Origin of the sequence: Delftia tsuruhatensis NBRC 16741 (assembly GCF_001571325.1) — a bacterium.
Lineage (GTDB): Bacteria > Pseudomonadota > Gammaproteobacteria > Burkholderiales > Burkholderiaceae_C > Comamonas > Comamonas tsuruhatensis.
In genome coordinates, this window is sequence record NZ_BCTO01000085.1 from 1 (window position 1) to 22,891 (window position 22,891).

General features: G+C 62.1%; 33 protein-coding genes. 25 read left to right on the plus strand and 8 right to left on the minus strand.

Going from position 1 to position 22,891, the window contains the following annotated elements; translation table 11 throughout:
- The first annotated feature begins 41 nt into the window (after positions 1-41).
- From rpsJ to DTS01S_RS27865, 12 genes are all read left to right on the plus strand, one after another.
- Entirely contained in the window at positions 42-353 is a 312-nt protein-coding gene (rpsJ, locus tag DTS01S_RS27810; protein ID WP_003059431.1) for a 30S ribosomal protein S10, read from the plus strand.
- Between the two features lie 211 nt (positions 354-564).
- On the plus strand, positions 565-1,239 hold the full coding sequence (gene rplC, locus DTS01S_RS27815; RefSeq protein WP_012202329.1) for a 50S ribosomal protein L3: 675 nt from the start codon (positions 565-567) through the stop codon (positions 1,237-1,239).
- Positions 1,239-1,859, plus strand: a complete 621-nt coding sequence (rplD, locus tag DTS01S_RS27820; RefSeq protein WP_012202330.1) for a 50S ribosomal protein L4 — start codon at positions 1,239-1,241, stop codon at positions 1,857-1,859. Before rplC ends, rplD begins: the two co-directional genes overlap by 1 nt.
- Positions 1,856-2,170 (plus strand): 50S ribosomal protein L23, encoded by a 315-nt coding sequence (gene rplW, locus DTS01S_RS27825; protein ID WP_012202331.1) that lies wholly within the window; start codon positions 1,856-1,858, stop codon positions 2,168-2,170. The genes rplD and rplW overlap by 4 nt, the downstream gene beginning before the upstream one ends.
- Positions 2,171-2,172: 2 nt before the next feature.
- Positions 2,173-2,997 carry a 50S ribosomal protein L2 gene (rplB, locus tag DTS01S_RS27830; protein WP_012202332.1) on the plus strand — a complete coding sequence of 275 codons (825 nt, stop codon included), beginning with the start codon at positions 2,173-2,175 and terminating at the stop codon, positions 2,995-2,997.
- A 10-nt stretch (positions 2,998-3,007) separates the two neighbouring features.
- Positions 3,008-3,283: a 30S ribosomal protein S19 gene (rpsS, locus tag DTS01S_RS27835; RefSeq protein WP_012202333.1), complete on the plus strand. Its 276-nt coding sequence runs from the start codon at positions 3,008-3,010 to the stop codon at positions 3,281-3,283.
- A gap of 10 nt (positions 3,284-3,293) precedes the next feature.
- Positions 3,294-3,626, plus strand: coding sequence for a 50S ribosomal protein L22 (gene rplV / locus DTS01S_RS27840; RefSeq protein WP_012202334.1), 333 nt, complete (start codon positions 3,294-3,296; stop codon positions 3,624-3,626).
- 16 nt (positions 3,627-3,642) lie between these two features.
- Entirely contained in the window at positions 3,643-4,515 is an 873-nt protein-coding gene (rpsC, locus tag DTS01S_RS27845; RefSeq protein ID WP_012202335.1) for a 30S ribosomal protein S3, read from the plus strand.
- Between the two features lie 2 nt (positions 4,516-4,517).
- Positions 4,518-4,934, plus strand: coding sequence for a 50S ribosomal protein L16 (rplP, locus tag DTS01S_RS27850; RefSeq protein WP_012202336.1), 417 nt, complete (start codon positions 4,518-4,520; stop codon positions 4,932-4,934).
- A 10-nt stretch (positions 4,935-4,944) separates the two neighbouring features.
- Positions 4,945-5,142 (plus strand): 50S ribosomal protein L29, encoded by a 198-nt coding sequence (gene rpmC / locus DTS01S_RS27855; protein WP_012202337.1) that lies wholly within the window; start codon positions 4,945-4,947, stop codon positions 5,140-5,142.
- A gap of 13 nt (positions 5,143-5,155) precedes the next feature.
- The gene (gene rpsQ / locus DTS01S_RS27860) at positions 5,156-5,425 is read left to right on the plus strand and encodes a 30S ribosomal protein S17 (RefSeq protein ID WP_016448513.1); all 270 of its coding nucleotides are present in this window, start codon (positions 5,156-5,158) and stop codon (positions 5,423-5,425) included.
- A gap of 118 nt (positions 5,426-5,543) precedes the next feature.
- A complete protein-coding gene (locus DTS01S_RS27865; protein ID WP_016448512.1) occupies positions 5,544-6,050 on the plus strand; it encodes a peroxiredoxin in 507 nt (168 codons plus the stop codon).
- A gap of 107 nt (positions 6,051-6,157) precedes the next feature.
- Here the strand turns inward: DTS01S_RS27865 and DTS01S_RS27870 are convergent, their stop codons facing one another.
- A complete protein-coding gene (locus DTS01S_RS27870) occupies positions 6,158-6,649 on the minus strand; it encodes a GNAT family N-acetyltransferase (RefSeq protein ID WP_016448511.1) in 492 nt (163 codons plus the stop codon).
- A 65-nt stretch (positions 6,650-6,714) separates the two neighbouring features.
- Positions 6,715-7,413, minus strand: a complete 699-nt coding sequence (locus tag DTS01S_RS27875) for a cytochrome b/b6 domain-containing protein (protein ID WP_017403793.1) — start codon at positions 7,411-7,413, stop codon at positions 6,715-6,717.
- Between the two features lie 159 nt (positions 7,414-7,572).
- Between DTS01S_RS27875 and DTS01S_RS27880 the strand changes: the two genes are divergently transcribed.
- Positions 7,573-8,019, plus strand: a complete 447-nt coding sequence (locus DTS01S_RS27880; RefSeq protein WP_016448509.1) for a c-type cytochrome — start codon at positions 7,573-7,575, stop codon at positions 8,017-8,019.
- 64 nt (positions 8,020-8,083) lie between these two features.
- Here the strand turns inward: DTS01S_RS27880 and DTS01S_RS27885 are convergent, their stop codons facing one another.
- A complete protein-coding gene (locus DTS01S_RS27885; protein WP_017403794.1) occupies positions 8,084-8,587 on the minus strand; it encodes a TlpA disulfide reductase family protein in 504 nt (167 codons plus the stop codon).
- A gap of 176 nt (positions 8,588-8,763) precedes the next feature.
- Between DTS01S_RS27885 and DTS01S_RS27890 the strand changes: the two genes are divergently transcribed.
- The 4 genes from DTS01S_RS27890 to ptsP all read left to right on the plus strand — a co-directional run bounded on the left by DTS01S_RS27890 (position 8,764) and on the right by ptsP (position 12,047).
- Positions 8,764-9,333, plus strand: a complete 570-nt coding sequence (locus tag DTS01S_RS27890; RefSeq protein WP_016453565.1) for a hypothetical protein — start codon at positions 8,764-8,766, stop codon at positions 9,331-9,333.
- 118 nt (positions 9,334-9,451) lie between these two features.
- On the plus strand, positions 9,452-9,913 hold the full coding sequence (locus DTS01S_RS27895) for a PTS sugar transporter subunit IIA (RefSeq protein ID WP_026061990.1): 462 nt from the start codon (positions 9,452-9,454) through the stop codon (positions 9,911-9,913).
- Complete coding sequence (locus DTS01S_RS27900) at positions 9,882-10,151, plus strand: HPr family phosphocarrier protein (RefSeq protein WP_016448505.1); 270 nt, start codon at positions 9,882-9,884, stop codon at positions 10,149-10,151. The genes DTS01S_RS27895 and DTS01S_RS27900 overlap by 32 nt, the downstream gene beginning before the upstream one ends.
- 117 nt (positions 10,152-10,268) lie before the next feature.
- A complete protein-coding gene (gene ptsP, locus DTS01S_RS27905; RefSeq protein ID WP_026061991.1) occupies positions 10,269-12,047 on the plus strand; it encodes a phosphoenolpyruvate--protein phosphotransferase in 1,779 nt (592 codons plus the stop codon).
- A gap of 311 nt (positions 12,048-12,358) precedes the next feature.
- Here ptsP and DTS01S_RS27910 read toward each other — a convergent pair whose 3' ends face one another.
- The 5 genes from DTS01S_RS27910 to DTS01S_RS27930 all read right to left on the minus strand — a co-directional run bounded on the left by DTS01S_RS27910 (position 12,359) and on the right by DTS01S_RS27930 (position 15,904).
- Positions 12,359-12,829, minus strand: a complete 471-nt coding sequence (locus DTS01S_RS27910) for a hypothetical protein (protein WP_017403796.1) — start codon at positions 12,827-12,829, stop codon at positions 12,359-12,361.
- A 16-nt stretch (positions 12,830-12,845) separates the two neighbouring features.
- Complete coding sequence (locus DTS01S_RS27915; protein WP_016453562.1) at positions 12,846-13,556, minus strand: hypothetical protein; 711 nt, start codon at positions 13,554-13,556, stop codon at positions 12,846-12,848.
- Positions 13,557-13,873: 317 nt separating this feature from the next.
- Positions 13,874-14,854, minus strand: coding sequence for a lipoyl synthase (gene lipA, locus DTS01S_RS27920; RefSeq protein ID WP_013800257.1), 981 nt, complete (start codon positions 14,852-14,854; stop codon positions 13,874-13,876).
- A gap of 10 nt (positions 14,855-14,864) precedes the next feature.
- Positions 14,865-15,590: a lipoyl(octanoyl) transferase LipB gene (gene lipB, locus DTS01S_RS27925; protein WP_016453561.1), complete on the minus strand. Its 726-nt coding sequence runs from the start codon at positions 15,588-15,590 to the stop codon at positions 14,865-14,867.
- A complete protein-coding gene (locus DTS01S_RS27930) occupies positions 15,587-15,904 on the minus strand; it encodes a YbeD family protein (RefSeq protein WP_016448499.1) in 318 nt (105 codons plus the stop codon). The genes lipB and DTS01S_RS27930 overlap by 4 nt, the downstream gene beginning before the upstream one ends.
- 286 nt (positions 15,905-16,190) lie before the next feature.
- Between DTS01S_RS27930 and DTS01S_RS27935 the strand changes: the two genes are divergently transcribed.
- From DTS01S_RS27935 to atpD, 8 genes are read left to right on the plus strand one after another with little or no spacing between them, the layout of a single operon-like run.
- Positions 16,191-16,673, plus strand: a complete 483-nt coding sequence (locus tag DTS01S_RS27935) for an ATP synthase subunit I (protein WP_016448498.1) — start codon at positions 16,191-16,193, stop codon at positions 16,671-16,673.
- A gap of 21 nt (positions 16,674-16,694) precedes the next feature.
- On the plus strand, positions 16,695-17,558 hold the full coding sequence (gene atpB, locus DTS01S_RS27940; protein ID WP_016448497.1) for a F0F1 ATP synthase subunit A: 864 nt from the start codon (positions 16,695-16,697) through the stop codon (positions 17,556-17,558).
- 51 nt (positions 17,559-17,609) lie between these two features.
- Positions 17,610-17,858: a F0F1 ATP synthase subunit C gene (gene atpE, locus DTS01S_RS27945; protein ID WP_011803767.1), complete on the plus strand. Its 249-nt coding sequence runs from the start codon at positions 17,610-17,612 to the stop codon at positions 17,856-17,858.
- Positions 17,859-17,893: 35 nt separating this feature from the next.
- Entirely contained in the window at positions 17,894-18,364 is a 471-nt protein-coding gene (locus DTS01S_RS27950) for a F0F1 ATP synthase subunit B (protein ID WP_016448496.1), read from the plus strand.
- Positions 18,365-18,376: 12 nt separating this feature from the next.
- Entirely contained in the window at positions 18,377-18,916 is a 540-nt protein-coding gene (locus tag DTS01S_RS27955; RefSeq protein ID WP_012202354.1) for a F0F1 ATP synthase subunit delta, read from the plus strand.
- A 48-nt stretch (positions 18,917-18,964) separates the two neighbouring features.
- Positions 18,965-20,518: a F0F1 ATP synthase subunit alpha gene (atpA, locus tag DTS01S_RS27960; protein WP_016448495.1), complete on the plus strand. Its 1,554-nt coding sequence runs from the start codon at positions 18,965-18,967 to the stop codon at positions 20,516-20,518.
- An 18-nt stretch (positions 20,519-20,536) separates the two neighbouring features.
- The gene (gene atpG / locus DTS01S_RS27965) at positions 20,537-21,409 is read left to right on the plus strand and encodes a F0F1 ATP synthase subunit gamma (protein ID WP_012202356.1); all 873 of its coding nucleotides are present in this window, start codon (positions 20,537-20,539) and stop codon (positions 21,407-21,409) included.
- Between the two features lie 34 nt (positions 21,410-21,443).
- Positions 21,444-22,853: a F0F1 ATP synthase subunit beta gene (atpD, locus tag DTS01S_RS27970; RefSeq protein ID WP_012202357.1), complete on the plus strand. Its 1,410-nt coding sequence runs from the start codon at positions 21,444-21,446 to the stop codon at positions 22,851-22,853.
- Positions 22,854-22,891: the final 38 nt, after the last annotated feature.

Genomic DNA, 22,891 nt, shown 5'->3' on the forward strand with positions numbered 1-22,891 from the left:
CAAAGATCATTGCGTAATTCTTAGAAAACTAGGAATACACAATGTCCAAGCAAAAAATCCGCATCCGCCTGAAGGCGTTTGACTACAAGCTGATCGACCAGTCGGCTGCTGAAATCGTTGACACTGCCAAGCGCACCGGCGCCATCGTCAAGGGTCCCGTGCCCCTGCCGACACGCATGAAGCGCTTCGACATCCTGCGCTCGCCGCACGTCAACAAGACCAGCCGCGACCAGTTCGAAATCCGCACTCACCAGCGCCTGATGGACATCGTTGACCCGACTGACAAGACGGTTGACGCTCTGATGAAGCTGGACCTGCCCGCAGGTGTGGACGTCGAGATCAAGCTGCAATAAGTACTTCACAGGCCCCTTGCGGGGCCGTTGAAGGGCTTTGATTTAACGCGAACTTGCTTGAAAAGGCAGTTCGCGTTAAAATTTGGGGCTTCGCCTTTCTTGAGCGAAGTTTTATCAACCTTCTTTCGTGCGCAAGGCCTTGGTCATCTGGGGCGGGAGCGCAACGCTGGGCCAATTGCAGTTTCAGCGGCGGAAGTTTTGGAGCAAACAAATGAGTCTGAGCAACTCCCTCGGGTTGCTGGGTCGCAAGGTGGGCATGATGCGTCTGTTCACTGATGATGGGGACGCAGTGCCTGTCACAGTGGTGGATGTGTCGAACAACCGCGTGACTCAGGTCAAAACCCAAGAGAACGATGGCTACGTGGCCCTGCAGGTCACTTTCGGTTCGCGCAAGGCATCTCGCGTGACCAAGCCAGAAGCCGGCCACCTTGCCAAGGCAGGTGTCGAAGCCGGTGAAGTGATGGGTGAATTCCGCGTGACCGAAGAAACCGCTGGCAAGTACGCCGCAGGCTCCGTCCTGCCCGTCGCCGAGCTGTTCTCGGTGGGCCAGAAGGTGGACGTGCAAGGCACTTCCATCGGTAAGGGCTTCGCCGGCACCATCAAGCGTCACAACTTCCGCTCGCAGCGCGCCTCGCACGGCAACAGCCGTTCGCACAATGTTCCCGGCTCCATCTCGATGGCCCAGGATCCAGGTCGCGTGTTCCCGGGCAAGAAGATGACCGGCCACATGGGCGATGAAACCATCACCACCCAAAATCTCGACGTGGTTCGCATTGACGAAGCACGCCAACTGCTCTTGATCAAGGGCGCTGTTCCGGGCTCCAAGGGTGGCTTCGTGACGGTGCGCCCCGCCATCAAGGCCAAAGCTTCCAAGGGAGCGAACTAATGCAGCTCGAACTCCTGAATGAACAAGGCCAGGCCGCATCCAAGTTTGATGCGCCCGAGACTGTTTTCGGCCGTGAATTCAACGAAGACCTCGTCCACCAGATCGTGATCGCCTACCGTGCCAACGCACGCCAGGGCACTCGCGCTCAGAAGGACCGCGAGCAGGTTCGTCACACGACCGCCAAGCCGTTCAAGCAAAAGGGCACCGGCCGTGCTCGTGCCGGTATGTCCTCCTCGCCTCTGTGGCGTGGCGGCGGCCGCATCTTCCCGAATCTGCCTGAAGAAAACTTCACGCAGAAGATCAACAAGAAGATGTACCGCGCCGGCATGGTTGCCATCCTGTCGCAGCTGGCCCGCGAAGGCCGTCTGGCCGTGGTGGACTCGCTCAAGCTCGAAAGCCCCAAGACCAAGGTGCTGGCCGACAAGTTCAAGGCCATGAACCTGGAATCGGTCATGGTGATCGCTGAAGAAGTCGACGAGAACCTGTACCTGGCTTCCCGCAATCTGAAGAACGTGTTCGTGGTCGAGCCGCGCTACGCCGACCCCGTGTCGCTGGTGCACTACAAGAAAGTGCTCGTCACCAAGGGTGCGATCGACAAACTCAAGGAGATGTTCGAATGAGCACGCTCAAGTTTGACGAAGGTCGTCTGATGCAGGTGTTGGTTGCTCCCATCGTGTCCGAAAAGGCCACCATGGTTGCAGAGAAGTCCAACGCCGTGACGTTCAAGGTGCTGCAGAGCGCCACCAAGCATGAAATCAAGGCCGCCGTGGAACTGATGTTCAAGGTGGAAGTTGCTGGTGTCTCCGTGGTGAACATCAAGGGCAAGACCAAGCGCTTTGGCAAGACCACCGGCCGCCGCGACCACGTTCGCAAGGCCTACGTGATGCTCAAGCCCGGTCAAGAGCTGAACCTGTCCGGGGAGGCTGCGTAATCATGGCTGTTATCAAGCTCAAACCGACGACCCCCGGCCAACGCGGCACGGTCAAGGTCACGCGTGACCATCTGCACAAGGGTGCAGGTTTCGCCCCCCTGCTGGAGCCTCAGCACCAGAAGTCGGGCCGTAACAACAACGGTCACATCACCACCCGTCACAAGGGCGGTGGCCACAAGCACCACTATCGCGTGGTGGACTTCAAGCGCACCAAGGACGGCATCCCCGCCAAGGTCGAGCGCATTGAGTACGACCCCAACCGTACGGCCCACATCGCTCTGGTGTGCTATGCCGACGGCGAGCGTCGCTACATCATTGCTCCGCGCAACCTGGAAGTCGGCGCAACGATCGTCAGCGGTTCGGAAGCCCCGATCCGCGTGGGCAACACCCTGCCGATCCGCAACATCCCCGTGGGTTCGACCATCCACTGCATCGAACTGAAGATCGGCGCTGGCGCGCAGATCGCCCGTTCGGCAGGTACGTCGGCTACGCTGCTGGCCCGTGAAGGCATCTACGCCCAAGTGCGTATGCGTTCCGGCGAAGTGCGCAAGGTGCACATCGAATGCCGCGCGACCATCGGTGAAGTCGCCAACGAAGAGCACAGCCTGCGCCGTCTGGGCAAGGCCGGTGTGAAGCGCTGGATGGGTATCCGCCCGACCGTTCGCGGCGTGGTGATGAACCCTGTCGATCACCCGCACGGTGGTGGTGAAGGCAAGACCGGTGAAGGTCGTCACGCTGTTGACCCATGGGGCAACCTGACGAAGGGCTACCGTACCCGTAACAACAAGCGCACGCAGTCGATGATTGTGTCGCGTCGTAAGAAGTAAAGGGTAGCAAATGACTCGTTCTCTTAAAAAGGGTCCGTTTGTTGACCATCACTTGCTGGCAAAGGCCGAGAAGGCCGTCGCCACCAAGGACAAGAAGCCCGTCAAGACCTGGTCGCGTCGCTCCATGGTTCTGCCCGAGTTCATCGGTCTGACCATTGCCGTGCACAACGGCAAGCAGCACGTGCCCGTGTATGTGACTGACCAGATGGTCGGCCACAAGCTCGGCGAATTCGCGCTGACCCGTACCTTCAAGGGTCACCCGGCGGACAAAAAAGCCAAGAAGTAAGGAATAGAACATGTCTGAAACACGTGCTGTTCTCCGTGGCGTCCGCCTGTCTGTGGACAAGGGTCGCCTGGTCGCGGACCTGATCCGCGGCAAGAAAGTGGACCAAGCCCTGAACATCCTGACGTTCACGCAGAAAAAAGCTGCCGTGATCATCAAGAAGGTGCTCGAGTCCGCCATCGCCAACGCCGAGCACAACGACGGCGCCGACATCGACGAACTGAAGGTCAAGACCATCTTCGTCGAACAAGGCACCACGCTCAAGCGCTTCACCGCGCGTGCAAAGGGCCGCGGCAATCGCATCAGCAAGCCCACGTGCCACGTGTACGTGACGGTTGGCAACTGAAAGGCCTGGGAAGAATATGGGACAGAAAATCCATCCTACCGGCTTCCGCCTGGCTGTTAGCCGCAACTGGGCCAGCCGTTGGTACGCAAGCAACCGCGACTTCGCCGGCATGCTGGCCGAAGACATCAAGGTGCGCGAGTTCCTGAAGGCCAAGCTGAAGAACGCCGCCGTGTCGCGCATCCTGATCGAGCGTCCTGCAAAGAACGCCCGCATCACGATCTTCTCGGCACGTCCTGGTGTCGTGATCGGCAAGAAGGGCGAGGACATCGAGAACCTGAAGAAGGAACTCGCAACCCGTCTGGGCGTGCCCGTGGCTGTGAACATCGAAGAAGTGCGCAAGCCTGAAATCGATGCCAAGCTGATCGCCGACTCGATCTGCCAGCAGCTCGAAAAGCGCATCATGTTCCGCCGCGCCATGAAGCGTGCGATGCAAAACGCCATGCGTCTGGGTGCCCAAGGCATCAAGATCATGTCTTCGGGCCGTCTGAACGGTATCGAAATTGCACGCTGCGAGTGGTACCGCGAAGGCCGTGTGCCACTTCACACGCTGCGCGCCGACATCGACTATGGCTTCTCCGAAGCCAAGACGACCTACGGTGTGATCGGTGTGAAGGTCTGGGTCTACAAGGGTGACACGCTGGGTCGTAACGACCTGCCGGCAGCCGAGACCCCCCGCCCCGAAGAAGAGCGTCGTCCTCGCGGCCCCCGTCGCGATGGTCGCGGCGATGGTCGTCGTGACGGTGCTGGCCGTGGTGCCCGCCGCCCCGCAGGCGCTAACGCAGCACCTGCAGACGGCAGCGACAAGCCCGCCGGCGCTGGCGCTGATTCCGTTAAGCGCGTTCGCAAGACTGACGCGCCCGCTACAGCAGCGGACGGTAAAGGAGAATAAAGATGCTGCAACCTGCTCGCCGCAAATACCGCAAGGAGCAAAAGGGTCGCAACACCGGTATTGCAACGCGTGGTAACTCCGTTGCTTTCGGTGACTTCGGCCTGAAGTCCACTGACCGTGGTCGCCTGACGGCACGTCAGATCGAAGCGGCTCGCCGCGCGATCTCGCGTCACGTCAAGCGCGGCGGTCGTATCTGGATCCGCGTGTTCCCGGACAAGCCAATCTCTACCAAGCCCGCAGAAGTGCGTATGGGTAACGGTAAGGGCAACCCCGAGTACTACGTGGCCGAAATCCAGCCCGGCAAGGTGCTCTACGAAATCGTGGGCGTCCCTGAAGAGCTGGCTCGTGAAGCGTTCCGCCTGGCCGCTGCAAAGCTGCCGCTGCGTACGACCTTCGTGTCCCGTCAAATTGGTGCCTAAGGAGAACAACATGACGAAAGCTGCTGAACTCCGCCAAAAAGACGTTGCCGGCCTGGAAGCCGAAGTGAAGTCCCTGCAAAAGGCTCACTTTGGTCTGCGTATGCAAAAGGCCACGCAACAGCTGGGTAACACGAACACGCTGCGTACCACGCGCCGTGACATCGCCCGCGCCAAGACCATCCTTGCTGAAAAGCAAGCCGCCAAGTAATCAGGAAGCCGACATGACGGAAGCTAAAAAATCCCTCAAGCGCACCTTGATTGGCAAGGTGGTCAGCGACAAGCGTGCCAAGACCGTGACGGTCATGGTTGAACGCCGCGTCAAGCACCCGATCTATGACAAGATCATGATCAAGTCCAGCAAGTACCACGCTCACGACGAGCAAGGTGAGTACAAGCTGGGCGACGTGATCGAAATCACGGAAAGCCGCCCGCTGTCCAAGACCAAGAACTGGGTTGCTACCCGCTTGGTGCAAAAGGCTGCTCTGGTGTAAGCCTACCTAGGCCCACCGGCTGCAAAGCCACAGGAAACGACCCACAATGTGGGTCGTTTTTTCGTTTGGGGACCGCCATTTCGGCGGCCCCCGGTTTTGCACCACAAAGGAGATAGAGATGATCAAAGTCGGAGATGCCCTGCCCGCTGCCACCCTGATGGAATACGTGGAAGTCGAAGGCAATGGCTGCAGCATCGGCCCCAACCCCGTGAAGCTGCCCGAAGCCGCTGCAGGCAAGACCATCGCGGTCTTCGCCGTGCCCGGTGCATTCACTCCCACCTGCTCGGCCAAGCATGTGCCCGGCTTCGTGGAGCAGGCCGAAGCCTTCAAGGCTGCCGGCGTGGACGAGATCTGGTGCCTGTCGGTCAACGACGCCTTCGTGATGGGCGCATGGGCCCGCGACCAGAAGACCGATGGCAAGGTGCGCATGCTGGCCGACGGCGACGCCGCATTCGCCAAGGCCACCGGCCTGACGCTGGATCTGAACGGCAAGGGCCTGGGCCTGCGCAGCAACCGCTATTCCATGCTGGTCAAGGACGGCAAGGTCGTCACGCTGAACGTGGAAGGCCCTGGCAAGTTCGAGGTCAGCGACGCGGCCACTTTGCTGGGCCAGGCCAAGGCCTGATCGCGCTGCAGGCCTTCTGGCCTGCGCACCGCGCTATTGCGAAAAAAGGCATTGCACCCGGGTGCAATGCCTTTTTGTATTGGGGGCGCTGGTTCAGCCAGGCCGGCCTAGAAAATATCGGCCTTGAGGTAGTGCGCCCCCGCGATGGGGTTGTGATAGTAGGGCGGGATTTCCTCGAAGCCCAGGTCGACGTAGAGGGCGCGGGCCGATTCCATGTCGTCCAGCGTGTCCAGCAGCACATGGTCATAGCCGGCCTGGCGCGCCACATCAAGCATGGCTTCGGCCAGCTGCCGACCCAGTCCGAAACCGCGAAAGGCCTTGCGCACGAACAGGCGCCTCATCTCGGCGGCATTGGCGTAGTCGCAGTTGTCCAGGGGGCGCAGGGCGCAGCAGCCGGCCACTGCGCCATCGACCCTGGCCAGCAGGATGTGGCCGCGCGGCGCAGCGTAGTCGCCGGGCAGATCGGCGATCTCGGCCTCGAAATCTTGAAATTGCAGATCGACATCCAGGCTTGCAGCGTACTCCCGGAAGATCTGGCGGACTTCGTCCCAGTCTTCCGCGGGATTCGGCGCCAGCAAGGCGACAGCAGGCTTGTCCACGGGCACTCAGCTAAAACGACGGAAAGCGCAGTGTAGCGGCAAGCGGCCCACCTCTGGCTGCGCCGTCAGAAAGCGCCACCAAGCTGCTGTACCCACCATGCCGCAGCGCCTGCCCCGAAGGCCAGGGCCAAGGCCAGCCAACGGCTGCCTGCCGTGTCGCGTGAGGCGGGTACTGGCGCGGACAACTGTTTGTCCCCGGTCACCATGGCTCGCACCAGGCCGCGCCCGCGCCAGGCATAGAACACGATGGCCAGAAGATGCAGGGCCACCAGTGCGTACAGCAAATACTGTCCCCAATGCGCGTGATAGGCCGTGGCCTGCGCCACCGTGTCGCCCGATGCGAAGCGGCTCAGCGGCCCGGAGAACGCAATCTCGTCATCGCTGAGCAATCCGCTGCCTACCTGGGCGATCAGCACCGCCAGCATGGCCAGCACGGACAGAGCGCCCAACGGGCTGTGGCCTGCGCTGTCGCTCTCCGCTCCTTGTGCGCGCAGATGGCGCAGCAGGGCGGAAGGTGCATGGATGAAGCTGGCAAAGCGCGACCAGCGGCCACCCACCAGGCCCCACAACAGGCGAAACAGCAGCAAGGCCAGCATGACATGGCCCAGCAGCAGATGCCAGTTCATGGCATTGCCGCCCAGTTTGGCCGTCACGACCAGGGCAATCACGGTTGCGGCCAGCAGCCAGTGAAACAGCCGGGTGGGCAGGTCCCAGATGCGGACCTTGTGCTTGGCGGCGCCTTGTGCGGTCGGTTCTTGTGCCATGGCATGAGCGTGTGGGTGGGAATGAGTGCATTGTGCCGACCTGCATTCCGGAGCCGGCAGTCAATGCACCCTGGCTGCGGTCAATCAAAGCTGCGCCCGCAAGGCGTCACTGCCATACTGGCCCGGCAGATTTCCCCACACTCGAAAAGGAAAACCACGATGAAGAAAGTTTCTGCATGGGCGCTGGCCGCCCTGGTGGCCGCTACCGCGCTGCCGGCTTCCGCCCAGTTTGCCAAGTCCGAGGACGCCATCAAGTACCGCCAGGGCGCGCTGGCCGTGCTGGGCCAGCACTTCGGTCGCCTGGGTGCGATGGCGAACGGAAAGATCCCCTTCGATGCCAAGGCGGCCCAGGAAAACGCCGAGGTGGTGGCCTTCATGGCCAAGCTGCCCTGGGCAGGTTTCGGCGCAGGCACGGAGGGTGGAAAGGCCAAGCCTGAAATCTGGAAGGAGCAGGCCAAGTTCCAGGATCTGTCGGAGAAGATGCAGGCCGAGACGGTCAAGCTCGCGGCTGCGGCCAAGTCCGGCAACCTGGACCAGCTCAAGGCGGCCTTCGGCCCGGCCGCTGCCAGCTGCAAGGCCTGCCACGACAGCTTCCGCAGCCGCTGATCGGCATGCAGATGCAAAAAAACCGGCGTGATGCCGGTTTTTTTCTGGGCTTGCCTGTGCCGTATCAGGCTTCGGCCAGCAGTTTCTCGATCAGCCGGTGCAACTCGGCGAAGTCAGGCGCTCCCACATAGCGCTTCACGATGTCGCCGCGCTTGTTGACGATGTAGGTGGTGGGCGTCAGCTGCACATCGCCCCAGGCGCGGGCCACGGCGCCGGTGTTGTCCAGCGCCACCTTGAACGGCAGCTTGCGCGAATCGGCGAAGTTCACCACATAGCTGGGCGGGTCGTAGCTCATGGCCACGGCCAGGGTCTCGAAGCCCTGGCCCTGGAATTTCTGGTGGGTGGCGACGATCTCCGGCATCTCGGCCACGCAGGTGGTGCAGCTGGTGGCCCAGAAATTGACCAGCGTCACCTTGCCCTTGAAATCGGCCGTGGTCTGCTTGCTGCCATCCAGCAGCACGAAGGTCGATTGCGGCGCCGCCGTCTGGCCTGCGCCCGAATACACCCATGCGCCCATTCCGGCGGCTGCGGCGATCACCACGCCTGCGATCCAATGTTTGCTTGCCATAGCGACGATTGTGCCCAAAGTTGTGCCCGTAGGCCTGCACGCATGCCGTGCACCGCGTTTCGATGCGCGGCAAGGGCAAAAGTTCGGGTCTCGGTCAAGCGGGCCGTGTCGATAATGCCGGCATGACATTGATGGAAAGCTTTTTGATCCCCATGGCAAGGCTCCGCGCTCCTGCCATGCGGCTTGCTGCCGCTGTGCTGGTGTTGACGCCCTTGGCCGCATGCAGTCCCCGGCTGGATTGGCGGCAGGTTGCGGTCGAGGGCACGCCACTGCGTGTGCTTTTGCCTTGCGATCCGCAATCGGCCACCCGGCCGGTGGAACTGGGCCAGGGCATGGGCACGGTACAGATGTCCATGATGGGATGCGACGCCGATGCGTCCACCTACGCGGTTTCCCACTTCCTGGTCAGCGAGCCCTCCAGGGCCGCCGAGATGCTGTCGTACTGGCAGGCGGCCGTGCTCGGTCAGATGAATCCGGGTGCGCCGGGACAGGCGCCGGCCGGCGCCAAGCAATTGCGCTCCAAGGAAGATGGCTCCTTCGTGCCTGCAGGCGCCTTGAATCTGCCGCAGTCGCTGCGCACCACGTTTGAAGGCGTGGGTCCCCAGGGCTGGAAGCTCACGGCCCATGGCGTGTGGTTTGCACGAATGGAGCCGGCGGGCGCGCGCCTCTACCATGCCGTGATCTACAGCGACAAGCCGCGCACAGACGAGGCCAACAACTTCTTCGCCAGCCTGCAACTGCAGTAGCAACAGGTTTGGAGCCACGGATGCGGGAGGCAACTGTGGCATGGAGCGCAGCGCAGGCGCGCCGTTTGCCCTGCATGCGCCTTCGCACGCCATAATCGACTCCGAACCCTGTGACTTCATGACCACGCGCATCCTTTTGTTCACCCACGCACCTTTGGCCCAGGCACTGCGCGAATGCGCCCTGCATGTGTTCGCCGACAGTGCCGAGGACGTCCTTGCCCTGGATGTGCCCGCTCAGGAGCCGCCCGAGGCCACCCTGATGCGTGCCGAGCAGTTGCTTGAAGACCATGGCGGCCTGCTGGGGCTGCCCACGCTGGTGCTGACCGACCTCTTTGGTGCGACGCCCTGCAACGTGGCGCAGCGCCTTGTGGCGCAACTGCCTGCCGGGCGGCTGGTGGCCGGGGTGAACTTGCCCATGCTGCTGCGCTCCATAGGCTATCGCCACGAGGCGCTGGAAGCCGTGGCCGAGCGTGCCTTGGCGGGAGGCAGCCATGGGGTGATGCAGGTGGGCGTGAACACGCCTCAGAACCAGAGTCCGCGACCATCCAATGATCAAGACCCCTATCACCATCAGCAATAAACTGGGCCTGCATGCCCGCGCCTCCGCCAAGCTCACCAAGCTTGCAGGCAGCTTTCCCTGCGAAGTCTGGATGAGCAAGGGCGAGCGGCGCATCAATGCCAAGAGCATCATGGGCGTGATGATGCTGGCTGCCGGCATGGGCTCCGAAGTGCTGCTGGAGACCGACGGAGCACAGGAGCAGGAAGCCATGGATGCGCTGACCGCCCTGATCAACGACAAGTTTGGCGAAGGCCAGTAATGTGCCTTTGCTGCGCTGGCAGACGGTGAGCGCAACAGAGCAACACGCGCTGGAACTGGACGATGCCGCATTGCGACGGTCCGGGGCCTGCGCAGCAGCAGGCAAAGGACAGGCGCAATGACGTTTGCAATCCACGGACTGGCCGTGTCACGGGGTATCGCCATAGGGCGTGCGGTGGTGGTGGCCTCCAGCCGCATGGAGGTGGTGCACTACTTCATCCGGCCCGACCAGGTGGACGCGGAAATCGACCGCGCCCGCAGTGCGCGCAATGCCGTCATCGACGAGCTGCGCCGCCTGCAGGATGAAATGCCCAAGGATGCGCCGGGCGAGCTCGATGCCTTGCTCGACGTCCACCTGCTGCTTTTGCAGGACGAGGCCCTGGCCGCCGCCATCAAGCACTGGATATCCGATCGCCTCTACAACGCCGAATGGGCGCTGACCACGCAGCTGGAGGTCGTCTCGCGCCAGTTCGACGAGATGGAGGACGAATACCTGCGCGAGCGCAAGGCGGACCTCGAGCAGGTGGTCGAGCGCATCCTGCGGCACATGAAGGGCATGGCCAGCCCCGTGCCCGCACCGGCCGAGCTGTTGGCAGTCGAGGCAACGGGGGAGGGCACGCCGCCGCAGCAGCCGCTGCTGCTCGATGGGGCCACCGACGCGCCGCTGGTTCTGGTGGCGCAGGACCTGTCGCCAGTGGACATGCTGCAGTTCAAGAGCCGGTTGTTTGCCGGCTTCATCACGGCCGTGGGTGGCCGCACTTCGCACACGGCCATCGTGGCGCGCAGCATGGACATTCCTGCCGTGGTCGGCGCCCGGGCTGCGGGGCAACTGATCCGCCAGGACGACTGGATCATCATCGACGGCAATGCAGGGGTCGTCATCGTCGATCCCTCACCCATCATCCTGGCCGAATATGGCTTTCGCCAGCGCCAGAACGAGCTCGAGCGCGAGCGCCTCTCGCGCCTGCGCCACACGCCTGCGCTGACGCTGGACGGAGAGCGTATCGAGCTGCTGGCCAACATCGAGCAGCCCGGCGACGGGCCTGCGGCCGTGCATGCGGGCGCGGTGGGCGTGGGGCTGTTCCGCACGGAATTCCTGTTCATGGGGCGTGGCGGCAACCTGCCCGGCGAGGAAGAGCAATACCGGGCCTACCGCGAAGCCGTGGATGGAATGCAGGGCATGCCCGTGACCATTCGCACGCTGGACGTGGGCGCCGACAAGCCGCTGGACAAGGCCCAGCCCAAGGACTACTACCTGAACCCCGCGCTGGGTCTGCGCGCCATCCGCTGGAGCCTGGCCGATCCGGCCATGTTCCGCACCCAGCTGCGCGCCATCCTGCGTGCTGCCGCGCATGGGCAGATCCATCTGCTGTTCCCCATGCTGGCCCACCAAAGCGAGATCGAGCAGACCCTGGCCCAGGTGAGGTTGGCGCAAAGCGAGCTTGACGCGCGCGGCGTGGCGCACGGCCCGGTCAAGCTGGGCGCCATGATCGAGGTGCCTGCGGCAGCGCTGATCGTGCGCACCTTCCTGCGCTATTTCGACTTCCTGTCCATCGGCACCAACGACCTGATCCAGTACACGCTGGCCATCGACCGCGCCGACGAGACCGTGGCCCATCTCTACGATCCCCTGCATCCCGCCGTGCTCAAGCTGGTGGCGGATGTGATCGCCGAAGGAAGGGCGCAAGGCAAGAGCGTCTGTGTCTGCGGGGAGACCGCCGGCGATGTGGCCATGACGCGCCTGCTGCTGGGCCTGGGCCTGCGCAGCTTTTCCATGCATCCGGCGCAGATCCTGGTCGTCAAGCAGGAAATCTTGCGTGCCGACACACGCAAGCTGGCCGCCTGGGCGCAGGAAGTCCTTCGTTCGGACAGCCCGGCAGCGCTGCTGAGCCCATGACTTCGGTCAAGTGAAGGCGCGAGGCAAAAAAATCACAACTTCAGTTGCGATTGATTCTCATTCGATGTTATGATCCGCTCCAATGCAGCAAGAAGCTCTCTGGTGGGGAATTCGAGCTGCAAGCTTTTTCAGTTTCATCGTGGGGCGACTCGCCAGGCCTGTTCAGCCTGCAGCAAGTCGGTTTGCCAGCCAGCGGTCTGCCGGTTAGCCAGGCTTTTTTTCTACGTGGAACGGGAAAGCACGATTGCATTCAATTCAAGCAGGGCATGCACGTTGGCCCTGCTTTTTTATTGCCTTCAACTGCGTCGGCATCAGTTGCTTTCCGGCTCAGGATGGCCTCGCACGACAAAGCGCCGCGAAAACCCCAGGGGGCGCGTGACGGCGCGCGGATCGCCAAGAAATGGCAGCCGGAATCCAGGTTCCTGCAGGATTTCGACACTCCAGTCCGTATTTCCCATGAATCGAAATCGCACCAGCGATCGTTCGTCCGATGGCAGCAACGAGAAGCTGCCCGTGGAATACATGCTGCCTATCACGGCCTTGTCGAGTGCCTGCAAATTCTCGTCGAGCAGCGTAATCCGCAGCATCTCCTCCATGGGCGTGTCATCGGTGGTGAACAGAAGGTAGAGGTCGTTCCATTGAACGGCTGCCTCGAGAATGGTGCCGTCCACCAGAATGGGCGTTGCATTCCCGTTGAGCACCAGGCGGCTTTGCGGTACCTGCCCTGCAGGATGGGATGCGGCGGGCTGCAGTGACAACTGCCGGTCGGAGAGGATGCGCATCTGTTGTCCTGAAGTGTCACCAGAGGAATTCGACGCCTATGGCAGCCAGTGCCCCGCCGACAAAAGCGCCGACCACCACGCAGGCAGGTGCCCCGGGCCCGCAGGCCAGCCCGGCCAGGGCACCACCTGCCATGCCTCCACCGATCCCGGCACCTGTGACGGCCAATTCCTTGCCGGCGGCCTCCACCTTGTTGTCTGCGTTGGCGATGGTGTAGACCGATACCGCAATAGAGAAGACCAGGAGGCCGCGTCCTGCCCGGGAGAGCGTGCGCATTCTCTGGGTGATGGCGGCATTGGACTTGCCGGCGGATTTGACGATTTCGCCATACACGGCGTTTTGCTGGACCGCCGTGAGGCGATCGAACCGCACGTTGGGGCCGTGCAATTGCTGGGCCTTGCGGGCAATCAGCTCATTGAGCGTCTTGCCCTCGCTCTTGATGCGTTGCGCCATGGCTCTGCCCACGGGGGTGCTGCGGCCTCGGATGATCTCCATGATGACATTGCGCGCCTCCTGGGCCTGTTGTGCAGCCTGTCCCCAGGTGATGCGACCGCTCGTGGCCTGCAACTGAAGCTCGTTGGCCATGGCCTGAATCTGTCGGGCATAGGCCAGGCGTGCAGATGAGTCCAGCGAGAGATGCACCCCGGCATTGGCAACCTCTGCTTTCAGTGCCTGTATGGCGGCATCGAATGCTGCACGGTCCTTTTGCTCGTCATTGGCCATATGCATTTATCCCTTTGTCAATGGATCGGCGCCCGAACGCCCGAAATCCTGGATTTCATGTCGTTGAGCCGCATTCCGGGGTCGTTCGGATTTTTTTGAATGCAGAAAGCATTCGGAAAATCGGCATCATAAAGAGATCGGGAAATTCATCAACCGAGATGCCGGTGACACATGGCATCGATTGTTTGTTGCTGAATGTGTATTCAGGTCAAAACCGGCGCCTGAATGCCATGCCTCCAGACATGAAAAAGGGGATGGCCTGCAAAGGCCATCCCCGAAGTGCGTGAAGAAGGCCGCCCTGCAGGCAGGCGGCCATCGCCGGCTCAGACGCCGGCGGCGTGTGCCTGCTGGTCCGCGTGGTAGCTCGAGCGCACCATGGCGCCCACGGCTGCATGCGTGAAGCCCATCTTGTATGCCTCTTCCTCGAACATCTTGAAGGTGTCGGGGTGCACGTAGCGACGCACCGGCAGGTGGCTGTTGCTGGGTGCCAGGTATTGGCCGATGGTCAGCATGTCGATGTCATGCGCACGCATGTCGCGCATGACCTGCAGGATTTCCTCATCGGTCTCGCCCAGGCCCACCATGATGCCGCTCTTGGTCGGAACCTTGGGGTGCAAGGCCTTGAACTTCTTGAGCAGGTTCAGCGAGAACTGGTAGTCCGAGCCGGGACGTGCTTCCTTGTACAGGCGCGGTGCGGTCTCCAGGTTGTGGTTCATCACATCGGGAGGTGCGGCCTTGAGGATTTCCAGCGCACGGTCGTCACGGCCACGGAAGTCGGGCACCAGGATCTCGATCTGGGTCAGCGGCGAGAGCTCGCGGATGTTCTTGATGCACTCCACGAAATGGCCCGAGCCGCCATCGCGCAGGTCGTCGCGATCCACGCTGGTGATGACCACGTATTTCAGGCGCAGCTCGGCAATCGTTTTGGCAAGATTGAGCGGCTCGTTGGTGTCCAGCGGGTCGGGGCGGCCGTGGCCCACGTCGCAGAACGGGCAGCGGCGCGTGCACTTGTCGCCCATGATCATGAAGGTGGCCGTGCCCTTGCCGAAACATTCGCCGATGTTGGGGCAGGAGGCTTCCTCGCAGACCGTGTGCAGCTTGTTGGCGCGCAGGATGTCCTTGATCTCGTAGAAGCGCGTGGTGGGGCTGCCCGCCTTGACGCGAATCCACTCGGGCTTCTTGAGTGCTTCGCCATGCTCGACCTTGATCGGGATGCGCGAAAGCTTCGCTGCCGCCTTCTGCTTGGCCAGCGGGTTGTACTCGGCTTGTGACTGCGCTTCGCGCACGACGGTGTTGGTGGTCATGGTTCTGGATTCAGGGGGCTAGGCGGCGCTGCAACTGTCGTCCCAGCACGCGCGCGGCTTCGTCCCAGGTTGTCTGAACGCCGATTGTAGAAAGGTCCACCGTTTGCAGCCCTGCGTAGCCGCAAGGGTTGATCCGGCCGTAGGGTTCCAGGTCCATGGCGGCGTTCAATGCAACGCCGTGATAGGTGCAATGCCGGCTGACCTTGATGCCCAGGGCTGCAATCTTGCCCAGCCCCGAAAAATCGGGTTGGGGCGCGGGCGAGCCGGGTGCGCGCAGTTGCGGGCGCTGGGGCAGCATGGCATGGCTGCGAGGGTCGTCGAGGCGCACGTAGATGCCGGGGGCACCTTCCACGCGGTGGCCGGTGATGCCGAAATGCTCCAGCGTGCGGATGACCGCATCCTCGATGCGGAACACGTATTCCTTCACGAAGTAGCCCAGGCGCTGCAGGTCCAGCAAGGGATAGGCGACCACCTGGCCCGGGCCGTGGTAGGTGACCTGTCCGCCGCGGTTGGTGGCCACCACGGGAATGTCGCCAGGGCTCAGCAAGTGGTCACTTTTGCCGGCGAGGCCTTGTGTGAAATGTGCGGAGTGCTCGCATATCCACAGCTCGTCGCGCGTGCCGGCATCGCGTTGGCTGGTGAAGGCCTGCATGGCCTGCACCGTGGCCTCGTAGTCCGTGCGGCCCAGCAGGCGCAGGTCCAATGACTGCGACTGCTGCGCGTCAAGGGTGCTCACAGCACCACTTTCACCAGCGGATGCGAGGTGAAGGCGCGGTACAGATCGTCGAGTTGTTCGCGGCTGGTCGCCGTCACCGTGACGGTGACGCCCAGGTATTTGCCGCTGCTGCTGGGGCGCAATTCAATGGTGCTGGCGTCAAAGGCAGGGTCGAAGCGTTGGGCGATCTGGGTGATCTCGTGCACCAGATGCTCGGCCTTGACGCCCATGACCTTGATGGGGAACTGCGACGGGTACTCGATCAGCGAATCCTTGCGCGGGTCCGCGCCCGGCTCGGTGGCTGGGGTGGGGGTAGGGGTGGAGGCGTCGGTCATAGGTGAATCAAGGTTAATCGCTTGGCGTTGGAGGCGATTGTGCGCTATCGTTCGCGGCCATGTCGCAGCCCGGGGCTGCCGCGTCGTCCGCCACGAGAACTCCACACACAACAAACAAGTGGCCTGCGGCGCGAGGCTGGCGCTGTTGGCCGGCTGCCACACAGCCCGGTCGCCGCCTCCGTTTTGGGCATGCCCGTAACAACCCCTATCGTTCGGCAGGGGTTTTTACTTATAATCAGAGGCTTTGTGAAAAAGTCTTGTCTGGTCTGCGGCCTTAGAGAATTCAATGAAAAACTACGCCGCCGACACGGACGCTGACAGGGAACTTGAGGGCGAGGATTCCGACTTCAAGCCCCTGACCTCCGAGGAGGCTCAGGAGTGGCGCACGCGAAACCCGCAGATGTCTGTGTGGCGTTTCGTGGTGGTCCAGGCGGTGGTGGGCGTGCTGGTGGCACTGGTCGCATGGCTGGTGACGGGGCGCGCCGAGGTCGGATGGTCGGCTGCCTACGGTGCCTTGTCGGTGGTGTTGCCGGCAGCGCTGTTTGCGCGTGCCGTCGTACGAAAGAGGCCGGGCGGCGCTGCAGCCGCCATGGTGGGAATTTTTGGCTGGGAACTGGTGAAGCTGGTGCTGTGCATTGCCATGCTGGCGGCTGCACCCAAGCTGGTCCCGGGGCTGAGTTGGCTGGCGCTGCTGGCGGGCTTGGTAGTCGTCATGAAAACGTATTGGGTCGCGCTGATAGTGCGATCCAGTGTCCGAAAAACCGATTGATATTTGAAGAGAAGTTGACCGATGGCCGCAGACGCGCACGCACCTACTGCAAGTGAATACATCGTTCACCACCTGCAGCACCTCCAGAACATCAAGCAAAAGTCGATCATCGACTTTTCGGTCATCAACCTGGACTCGATCGTCGTCAGCGCCACGCTGGGCGTGCTGAGCCTGTTCGTGCTGTGGCTTGCCGCGCGCAAGGCCACATCGGGCGTTCCGGGGCGCTTCCAGGCGGCTGTAGAGCTGCTGGTCGAGATGGTGGACAACCAGGCCAAGGCCAACATCCACAACGCGCAAAGCCGCAAGTTCATCGCTCCCCTGGCACTGACCGTGTTCGTGTGGATCTTCATGATGAACGCCATGGACATGCTGCCGGTGGACCTGCTGCCGGTGCTGTGGCAGGGCTTCCAGGGTGACTCGCACGCCTACCTGCGCGTCGTTCCCACGGCTGACCTCTCGACCACGCTGGGCCTGTCCTCGGCCGTGCTGATCCTGTGCTTCTTCTACAGCATCAAGATCAAGGGCATGGGCGGCTGGGCCCACGAACTGGTGACTGCCCCGTTCGGCACCAGCAAGAATCCCGTGTTTGCACTGATCCTGGGTGTCGTGAACCTGGCCATGCAAATCATTGAATATGTCGCCAAGACGGTTTCGCATGGCATGCGACTGTTCGGCAACATGTACGCTGGTGAGTTGGTGTTCTGTCTGATCGCTCTGATGGGCGGTGCGGCTGCCATGTCGCTTTCCGGTGTGTTGCTCCCCTTGGGGCACATCATTGCAGGCTCTATCTGGGCGATCTTCCACATTCTGATCATCACCCTGCAGGCCTTCATTTTCATGATGCTGACGCTGATCTATCTCGGCCAGGCGCATGAAGCCCACTGACCATTTCCTTTCCCTCTCAACCTTTCTCTTTCTTTAATCTCAGGAGTCATCATGGAAAACATTCTCGGTCTCGTCGCTCTGGCTTGTGGTCTGATCGTTGGTCTGGGCGCTATCGGCGCTTCGATCGGTATCGCCCTGATGGGTGGCAAGTTCCTGGAATCGTCGGCACGTCAGCCTGAGCTGATCAACGAACTGCAAACCAAGATGTTCATCTTGGCCGGTCTGATCGACGCTGCCTTCCTGATCGGTGTGGCCATCGCTCTGCTGTTCGCTTTCGCCAACCCCTTCGTCCTGGCCTAAGCTCCGATCAACGCCCTAGATAGAAAGGTGTTGCCGTGAGTATCAACGCGACCCTGTTCGTCCAGGCCATCGTTTTCCTGATCCTGGTGCTGTTCACGATGAAGTTCGTGTGGCCCCCGATCGCGAAGGCGCTGGATGAACGAGCTCTGAAAATCGCCGATGGCCTCGCTGCTGCCGACAAGGCCAAGACCGACCTGGCCGCTGCCAACAAGCGCGTCGAGCAGGAACTGGCCCAGACGCGCAACGAAACGGCATCGCGGCTTGCGGACGCCGAACGCCGTGCCCAGGCCATCATCGAAGAAGCCAAGGCCCGTGCCTCCGAAGAAGGCAACAAGATTGTTGCTGCTGCCCGCGCCGAGGCCGAGCAGCAGACAATCCAGGCCCGTGAAGCCCTGCGCGAGCAAGTGGCTGCGCTGGCCGTCAAGGGCGCCGAGCAGATCCTGCGCAAGGAAGTGGATGCCGGCGTCCATGCCGACCTGCTGAACCGCCTGAAGACCGAGCTGTAAGGAAGAGCAAACATGGCAGAACTCGCCACCATTGCCCGTCCTTACGCAGATGCCCTGTTCAAGGCCAGCACCCAGCAGGGTGCTGACCTGTCCGGCACTGTTGCCTGGGCGGAGGAATTGGCGGCGATTGCCGCCAATCCGCAATTGCGCCAGCTGGCCGACGACCCCAAGGTGACCGACGAACAACTGTTCGACGTCATCAGCGGCGTGGCCGGCTCGGCATTGCCCGATGCCGCACGCAACTTTCTGCGCGTCATCATTGAAAACGGCCGACTGCAAGCCCTGCCAGAAGTGGCGGCCCAGTTTCGCAGCCTCGTGAACCGCGCCGGTGGCTCGTCCGACGCCGTGGTTCAAAGCGCATTCCCCATAGATGCTGCCGCACTGGCCGCACTCGGGACTTCGCTGGAGAAGCGTTTCGGCCGAAAGCTGAACCTGTCGGTGCAGCAAGATCAGTCCCTGATCGGTGGCATCCGCGTCGTGGTGGGTGATGAAGTTCTTGACACCTCCGTCAAGGCCCGCCTGGAACAAATGAAAGCGGCCCTCATTGCGTAACAACGCGACTGAGGTCTCGGCTAACCAAAGCTAAAGAAGGAAAGAGTCATGCAACTCAATCCCGCAGAAATTTCTGAACTGATCAAGAGCCGCATCGAGGGTCTGGCTGGCAGCAGCGACATCCGTAACGAAGGCACCGTGGTTTCGGTGACCGACGGTATCGTGCGCGTGCACGGCCTGTCGGACGTGATGCAAGGCGAAATGCTGGAATTCCCCGCAGGCAAGGACGGCCAGCCCTCCTTCGGCCTGGCGCTGAACCTCGAGCGCGACTCCGTCGGCGCCGTGATTCTGGGCGAGTACGAGCACATCTCCGAAGGCGACACCGTCAAGTGCACGGGCCGCATTCTGGAAGTGCCCGTCGGCCCCGAACTCATCGGCCGCGTGGTCAACGCCCTGGGTCAGCCCATCGACGGCAAGGGCCCGATCAACGCCAAGATGACGGACGTGATCGAGAAGGTCGCTCCCGGCGTGATCGCACGCCAGTCCGTGGACCAGCCCCTGCAGACCGGCATCAAGTCCATCGACTCGATGGTGCCCGTCGGCCGTGGCCAGCGCGAACTGATCATCGGCGACCGCCAGACCGGCAAGACCGCCGTGGCCATCGACGCCATCATCAACCAGAAGGGTCAGGGCGTTACCTGCATCTACGTTGCGATCGGCCAGAAGGCTTCCTCGATCAAGAACGTGGTGCGTGCCCTGGAGCAGGCCGGCGCGATGGAATACACCATCGTCGTGGCTGCCACCGCTTCCGAATCCGCTGCCATGCAGTACGTGTCGGCCTACTCGGGCTGCACGATGGGCGAGTACTTCCGCGACCGCGGCGAAGACGCGCTGATCGTCTATGACGACCTGTCCAAGCAGGCCGTGGCCTACCGCCAGGTTTCGCTGCTGCTGCGCCGTCCCCCGGGCCGCGAAGCCTTCCCCGGCGACGTGTTCTATCTCCACAGCCGCCTGCTCGAGCGCGCAGCCCGCGTGAATGCCGACTATGTCGAAGCCTTCACCAAGGGTGAAGTCAAGGGCAAGACGGGTTCGCTGACGGCTCTGCCCATCATCGAAACCCAGGCGGGTGACGTGTCGGCCTTCGTGCCCACCAACGTGATCTCGATCACGGACGGCCAGATCTTCCTGGAAACCAGCCTGTTCAACGCCGGTATCCGCCCCGCCATCAACGCCGGTATCTCGGTGTCGCGCGTCGGTGGTGCTGCACAGACCAAGCTGGTCAAGGGCCAGTCCGGCGGTATCCGTACCGACCTGGCGCAATACCGTGAGCTGGCTGCCTTCGCGCAGTTCGCCTCCGACCTGGACGAAGCCACCCGCAAGCAGCTCGACCGCGGTGCCCGCGTGACCGAACTGCTCAAGCAGGCCCAGTACAGCCCCCTGTCCACCGCCCTGATGGGCGCTTCGCTGTTCGCAGTGAACAAGGGCTACATGGACGACATCCAGGTCAAGCAAGTGCTGGCTTTCGAGTCTGGTCTGCACCAGTTCCTGAAGACCAGCCACGGCGCCCTGATCGACAAGCTGAACGCTTCCAAGGCCATGGACAAGGATTCCGAAGCCGAATTGAACGCCGCCATCGTTGCGTTCAAGAAGTCGTTCGCTTAAACCGGACGAGGAGCCATCATGGCAGCAGGTAAGGAAATTCGCGGCAAGATCAAATCGGTGGAAAACACCAAGAAGATCACCAAAGCCATGGAAATGGTGGCCGCATCCAAGATGCGCAAGGCGCAGGAACGGATGCTGGCTGCACGCCCGTACAGCGAAAAGATCCGCAACATTGCAGTCCATCTTGGCCAAGCCAACCCCGAGTACGTGCACCCGTTCATGCAAGTGAACGGTGATGCCAAGACTGCCGGCGTCATCGTTGTGACGACGGACAAGGGGTTGTGCGGCGGCATGAACACCAACGTGTTGCGTGCTGTCACGGCCAAGCTGCGGGAGCTGCAGGATCAAGGCGTGTCGGCAGAAGCGGTGGCCATTGGCAACAAGGGTCTGGGCTTTCTGAACCGTGTCGGCGCCAAGGTGGTTTCGCACGCGACGGGTCTGGGCGATACGCCCCATCTGGAAAAGCTGATCGGCCCTGTGAAGGTGCTGCTCGATGCGTACGCAGCGGGCAAGCTGAGCGCGGTGTACCTGAGCTACACCAAGTTCATCAACACCATGAAGCAGGAATCGGTGGTGGAGCAGTTGCTGCCCCTGTCGTCCGAGAGCATGCAGGCCGAGAAGACGTCTGGCCATAGCTGGGACTACATCTACGAACCCGATGCGCAGTCCGTGATCGACGAGCTGCTCGTGCGTTACGCAGAGTCCCTGGTCTACCAAGCGGTTGCAGAAAACATGGCGTCCGAGCAATCGGCGCGCATGGTGGCCATGAAGGCCGCGACCGACAACGCCGGCAACGTCATCAGCGAGTTGAAGCTCGTCTACAACAAGACGCGTCAGGCAGCCATCACGACCGAACTGTCGGAAATCGTGGCTGGCGCCGCTGCGGTGTAAACGGCTTTAACAGACAAACTAATTGGAGCAAAAAATGGCTCAAGTGCAAGGCAAGATTGTTCAATGTATTGGCGCTGTGGTGGACGTCGAGTTCCCCCGCAACGCAATGCCCAAGGTGTTCGATGCCCTGAAGCTCGACGGCTCGGCCCTGACGCTGGAAGTGCAGCAACTGCTGGGTGACGGCGTTGTGCGTACCATCGCCCTGGGCTCGTCCGACGGTCTGCGTCGTGGCCTGATGGTGTCCAACACCGGCAACCCCATCACCGTGCCCGTGGGCAAGGCGACGCTGGGTCGCATCATGGACGTGCTGGGCAACCCCATCGACGAACGCGGTCCCGTGGATCAGGCCCTGACGGCCCCCATCCACCGCAAGGCACCGGCTTATGACGAGCTGTCGCCTTCGCAGGAACTGCTGGAAACCGGCATCAAGGTGATCGACCTGATCTCTCCCTTCGCCAAGGGCGGCAAGGTGGGTCTGTTCGGTGGCGCCGGCGTGGGCAAGACCGTGAACATGATGGAACTCATCAACAACATCGCCAAGGGCCACGGTGGTCTGTCGGTGTTTGCCGGTGTGGGTGAACGTACCCGTGAAGGCAATGACTTCTATCACGAAATGTCGGACGCCGGCGTGGTCAACCAGGAGTCGCTGAACGACTCCAAGGTCGCCATGGTCTACGGCCAGATGAACGAACCCCCGGGCAACCGTCTGCGCGTGGCGCTGACCGGCCTGACCATGGCCGAAGCCTTCCGTGACGAAGGCAAGGACGTGCTGTTCTTCGTGGACAACATCTACCGCTACACGCTGGCCGGTACCGAAGTGTCCGCTCTGCTGGGCCGCATGCCTTCCGCCGTGGGCTACCAGCCCACGCTGGCCGAGGAAATGGGCCGCCTGCAAGAGCGCATCACCTCGACCAAGGTCGGTTCGATCACTTCCATCCAGGCCGTTTACGTGCCTGCCGATGACTTGACCGACCCCTCGCCTGCCACGACGTTCGCCCACTTGGACTCCACCGTGGTGCTGTCGCGTGACATCGCTTCGCTGGGTATCTACCCCGCTGTCGACCCGCTGGACTCCACCAGCCGCCAGCTGGACCCCCAGGTCGTGGGTGAAGAGCACTACAAGGTGGCCCGCGAAGTGCAGGGCACGCTGCAGCGCTACAAGGAACTGCGCGACATCATCGCCATTCTGGGCATGGACGAGCTGGCTCCCGAAGACAAGCTGACCGTGGCCCGCGCCCGCAAGATCCAGCGTTTCCTGTCGCAGCCTTTCCACGTGGCCGAAGTGTTCACTGGCGCTCCCGGCAAGTACGTGTCGCTGGCTGAAACCATCCGTGGTTTCAAGATGATCTGCGCTGGCGAGTGCGATCACCTGCCCGAGCAGGCCTTCTACATGGTTGGCACCATCGACGAAGCCTTCGAGAAGGCCAAGAAGCTGGCGGCTTGAGCCTGCGGCACCCCCTGAGCGACTGCGTCGCCTCCCCC